At 25.8% G+C, this 5,469-nt stretch carries 3 protein-coding genes and 1 pseudogene; 3 read left to right on the forward strand and 1 reads right to left on the reverse strand.

The window, feature by feature from the left end; all coding sequences use genetic code 4:
- Positions 1-370 precede the first annotated feature (370 nt).
- Positions 371-1,948, reverse strand: coding sequence for an ATP-binding protein (locus ACXX88_RS03955; RefSeq protein WP_458559651.1), 1,578 nt, complete (start codon positions 1,946-1,948; stop codon positions 371-373).
- Between the two features lie 850 nt (positions 1,949-2,798).
- On the opposite strand from ACXX88_RS03955, the pseudogene ACXX88_RS03960 reads away from it, so the two are divergent.
- The 3 genes and pseudogenes from ACXX88_RS03960 to ACXX88_RS03970 form a co-directional block, all read left to right on the forward strand.
- Positions 2,799-2,882, forward strand: a pseudogene (locus ACXX88_RS03960) (hypothetical protein); the annotation flags it as partial.
- A 408-nt stretch (positions 2,883-3,290) separates the two neighbouring features.
- Positions 3,291-4,820, forward strand: a complete 1,530-nt coding sequence (locus tag ACXX88_RS03965) for a hypothetical protein (protein WP_458559652.1) — start codon at positions 3,291-3,293, stop codon at positions 4,818-4,820.
- Complete coding sequence (locus tag ACXX88_RS03970) at positions 4,771-5,217, forward strand: hypothetical protein (protein ID WP_458559653.1); 447 nt, start codon at positions 4,771-4,773, stop codon at positions 5,215-5,217. The genes ACXX88_RS03965 and ACXX88_RS03970 overlap by 50 nt, the downstream gene beginning before the upstream one ends.
- The last annotated feature ends 252 nt before the right edge of the window (positions 5,218-5,469 follow it).

Consider the following 5,469-nt stretch of genomic DNA (forward strand, 5'->3'; position numbering starts at 1 on the left):
ATTTTACCAGTGATATCACTGGTAAAATGTGTCCCAATAAATTGTCCCACTTTACCTTATATTTTCTTTTGTTTTTTAATTAACATGAATAAAAAAATTAGCCATTATCCCCGACCGGAAAGCTAATTTTCAGTTCTATACCGTATTGTTTTTATAGTGCCTGGTATGGGTGGGGGGTTCGGGCCCAAATCACTTACTTATATTCTATCATTAAAATTCACTATTTTTATAAAAAATATTAAAATTTCCCAAAAATAAGGGTCAATCAGTTAGTTTTAGTTTTAACTGGAAAATTAAAAAAGCAGATAAGAGAATTTTAAAAATATCTTACACTTACACTTCAAACACTTCCCCTGCACTACTTTTTCTACTACTTATTTAATTTATAAATTCTATTTTTATTAGAACCTTCTTTTATTAATAATTTTTCTTCAATCATTTTAGTTATTATTTCATTTGCTCTTGAATATTTTATTTTTAATATTTTTTCTACTTCGCTAGTTTTAAAAAAATCTTTGTTTTTAGCATAATTAATAATTAATTGATACTGTTTTTCTTTTTTATTAATTTTTATTTTTTTATCTCCGGTTTCTGTGCTTATCTCCGGTGTTTTGTCAGATTTATCTCCGGTTTGTTGATTTATCTCCGGTGTTTTGTCAGATTTATCTCCGGTTTGTTGATTTATCTCCGGTTTTACTAAGTTTTTATCTTTTTGTTTATAATCAATTTTAAAATTTAGATTTTCTGTATTTTCCTTATATTCTTCTATTTCAAAACCTTCAATATTTTGTTTATAATTTAAATTTTTTAAAATCACAGTAAATCTTCTATTATCTGATTTAAATTCCGGTTTTAACTTTTGACTATAATTTTCTTCTTTTTGGTAATAATCAAATATTTTGAGTAAACCACTACCACGTCTTTCCATTAAATTTAATCTACTAAAAAGATCGGCAATAATTGGATTTCTTCTTTCAGAATTGATTTCTTCAATATTTTCTTCTTGTATTAATTTACCATTATACATTCCACCAGGTGAAGAAATTTCCATTCTATCATCAAAAATGTTTATAGTTACTTCAGCTCCTTTAATTGAATAATCTCTATGAATTAAAGCATTAACCAAAACTTCTTGGATTACCTTCATAGGATAATCAGGATAATTTTTACGACCAAAATCTATCTTTTTTCACATATTTTTGGAATTTCTGGAAATGAATTTAATTCCAGAATCTAATAAATATAATAAATTACCACTAAATTCTTCATCGTCTAAAGCTTCTGCAAGTGAATGTGTTTTTGTTAATCCATTTCATCTGGTTGCAAAAATTCTTGAATGTCTTACTATTTGACCATCTGCTAATAGTGCTCCACTATTATTTAAATAATTATCATTTGAAACTAATCCAAAGGATTTAAAGTCTTTTAGTGTGAGTTTATGTTCTGTAATTTGATAATAAAATGAAATTAAATAACTAAAGGAAGATACATCATAACTAATATTTGTTTTAAAACTATCTCAAGTTTCATTAGAACCTTGAAGAATTAAAGTTTTTAAATCGTTTCCCTTTATGACTACACTTTGATTTCCTATTCTTCTATAAGCAAGGTAACTACCGCCTTTATTTAGATAATAAGGAGTTTGCTGACCTTTTTTTACATCTAAAACTATAAATTTTTTGTCTTGTTCTTCATAAATCTTTAAATCAAAAGATGGAAGTGGTTCCATAACATCTTTTATGACGCTACTAATATAATCAGAGTCTTTGTAAATATCTGTTAATCCCACTAATTTATCACTTTTATCTTCTATACCAAAAAAGATTTTTCCACCGTTTGTATTAGCAAAAGCACTTACTGTTTTTAATCAACTATAGAAATCCTTTTTTTCTATTTTTTCTTTTTTTTCATATTCAGTTGTTTCTCCAAGATATTTATCTAATTTCATTTTTATCCTTTTCTTTTATACATATTAATATTATATTACATTGTTTAATAAAATATTTTTAAATAATAAAACATTACTTTACGAGATAATATTTTTTATTCAAAAAAAATTTCTACAAAAAAATTGAATACATTGCCAAAAAGTGCTATAATAATAGTATAAATACATTTTCACAATCCTAATTAATTAAGTTCAACTTAATTAATGAAAAAAACTCCATTCCCTTAAAATGGAGTTTTTATTTAAGGTTAGTGGAAAATGTATTAATTATTTTAAAATTTAATTAATATTAGAATTATAATTATTAAAATTAAAATTCGCTCCACTTTTGAACCTTTATTTTAAATACATTTTTCACCTCCTTATGTGACTAAAGTGTTAGTCACATTTTAATATTACCACAGAATTTATTTTGTTACGAAAATACGGAAAAAATTGGGATTTTTGGTTTATTTTTCCTAAAATTTTACTCTATATTTACGATAATTTTAGTTATTTTTAATTTAAAATAATTTAAAAAATAGTACCTTAAATATGACTATAAAAATCTTCATCTTTTCTTTAAAAGAATATCGCAATTTAATCTTGTTTTTCTAAAATATTCTACTAATTTTTATTTATAATTTATTTTGATTTTAGTTTTATAACATTTTACAATTTTCACAAAGTATTTATGGATATCTCGTATATCAATGTTGTTATAAATATCTAAAATTGATTTTTTCTCCTTTCTTTTTTTTATATCTAAGTCCAATACAAGGCAGGAACCTTTAATGGACAATCTGATGATGGTAGAACAGAAGAACAATATGAAACAACAGTAACTGAAGCAACTAAGAAATTTAAAGAAAAACAAGATGCAGCTAAAACTACTATTGAAGGATTAAGTTATTTAAGTGAAGCACAAAAAACAGATTATAAAAATCAAATTAATTCTACTTTAACTAATGAAAATGAAAACAATGATATTTCATCTATTGATACTATTTTAGGTAATGCAAGAGCTGAAAATACTACTGCAGAAGAATTAGCACAAGCTAAATTAGAAGCTATCTCTATTGCTAATAAATTAAAACCAAGAAATGATGATGGTAGAAAAGAAGAATTTGTAGATGCAATTAATAATCAATCTGATAAAACAGAAGTAGAAAAATTAAAAGAACAAGTAAAAGGTATTATTCAACCTAAAATTGATGAAGTACAAAATAAACTTGATACATTAATTGGTTTAAATGAAGGTGGTAATCAAACTAAAGCATATTATGATGTTGAAGCTGCTAAAGTTGATAATATTTTAAAAGAAACTACAACAGAGAAAGCATTAGATACACTTATAACTAATATGACAATTGCTTATGATAATATTTTTGATAGTGTACAAACTGCAATTAATAACTTACCAAATGATGCAGAGAAAAAACCTTTCATAACTGAATTAGGTACAAAAGGTACCTTAAAAGAAACAAATAATACAGTAGGTAAATTAAAAGGTATTAAACAAAGAGCAGAAACTGCACTTAGTCAATATAATCAAGAAAAAGAATTTGCACTAAGAGAATTAGCAAAACTTAAAGATGGTAATAGTCTAAAAACAACTGAAAGCAAAATAATTAATGGTGAAAATTCATCGACAGGTCAAATTAGAGAAGCTAAAGGTCGTATAACAGATGCATTAATTACATTAAGAGATGAAGCTAAAACTTATATTAGTGATAAATTTGGTAATGAAACACCAAACTTGAAAACTGAGCTATCTAATCAATTAAATTCACCAAATCTAACTGAACAAAATATTGAAGATATTAAACAAAGAGCTGATGAAGCATTTAATAAAGTTACAGAACTTAACTTAATTAAAGAAAAATTAACACAAACAGCTCATATAGAAGCAATTAATACTGCTAAAGCTAATGCTAGAACAGTGCAAGATATTCAAAATGCTATTGATGAAGCAAATAGAAAGTTAACTGAAGAAGAAAATGCAAAAAGACAAGATTATATTAATCAAGCAAATCCATTTGTAGATAAATTTACTAATGCTTCATTTACAAATTGAGATCAACAATACGGTAAAATTTGAAGAAAAGAACTTGATAATCCAAATACACCTATTGCTAGAATTAAGCAAATTAAGGATTTAGCAGAAGGTATGTATAATAAACTCAAAACAGAAGCATTACAAGCTAACCGTGAAATTCCAGATTCTGCTTCTACTAAAACTACTAACTTGAATAAAATTAATGATCCAACTTCAAGTATGTTAGATATAGAAAATGCTAAAAATCAAGCAGTCGATTTACGTGCTAAAGAAAGAGAAAGATTAGAATCTCAAAAATCAAATGCTAGAGCAATGATTATTAAGCTTGAAGGTGATGCTTACAATAAAGAGAAATTAACTAAAGAACTTGATGAAGCAACAACTCAAGAACAATACGATCAAATAGAAGAAAGAGCAAGACAAATTATTGCATACAAAAAAGTTCAAGTTCAAGGAAAAGTTACAGGTAATCCAAAAATCACAAGACAAGATGAAAGAGACAGATTAGGACAAAGAATTAAAGATGCTCAAACAATTGAAAACTTGAATACTATTGAACACGAAGTAGACAACTATTCATATGTTGGTGACCCAATTAGAGATGCAAAAGAAGAAGCAATTCAAAGAATGAAACAAAAAGGAGAATCTACTGTTGCAGGAGCGCCTTCTTCTTCTTCTTCTTCTTCTATATATAAACTAACACAAGAACAAATAGAAACATTTAGTGCAAGAGTTAGAAATGCAACTTCAGTTGATGAAGTAAATAGAATTGAAAAAGAATACATTGAAACAACAAATTGGTCAATATGTAACACCAAAAGTTGCAAATGATAGTGATAAATTTGTTGCTTGATACAACTACTTTAAAAATACATTGGAAAATGAAACATCAATCAAACAACTTGGAAGAAACTTTGTTCAATATGTAAATAGTAATGCCATTGGTGGTGCAACATCAGAAACTCACCGTCAAGAATTACTAAAAGAATGACACAAATGAGCACAAGAACCTGGAGTTGAATGAGCAAAAGGATTAGTCTTAAATTCAACAACTCTAAGTTGAGATGATAAATATAGATTAATTGATAAATTAGTATTAATTCACTCATTATTTGACTTCACAGATTGATTGAATGAAGCACATAAAGCAGACAACAATATTCCAAGTTCAATTCCTACAAGTAGTACAATTAGATTCTTTGACGGATATAACTGAACAGAAATTCAATAAAACTAAATTATCGCAAAGTTTTAAACAATATAAAAAAGTTAACATCTTAATGTTAGCTTTTTTTTATTATCAAAAACTCAATTCCAATTTAGGGTTAAATTTTGCAAAAAATCAAATGATATAACAAAGACTAAACGAAAATTTAATTTTCCGTTTTTTTATTAATTAAATTAGTTTTTATAAATATTAAAATATAGTTCCCGAGTTTCCCAGTCAACACTAAAAAGCAGAAAATCAACCATTTTTTTGGTT

It is taken from the genome of Mycoplasma sp. 5370 (genome assembly GCF_054343435.1).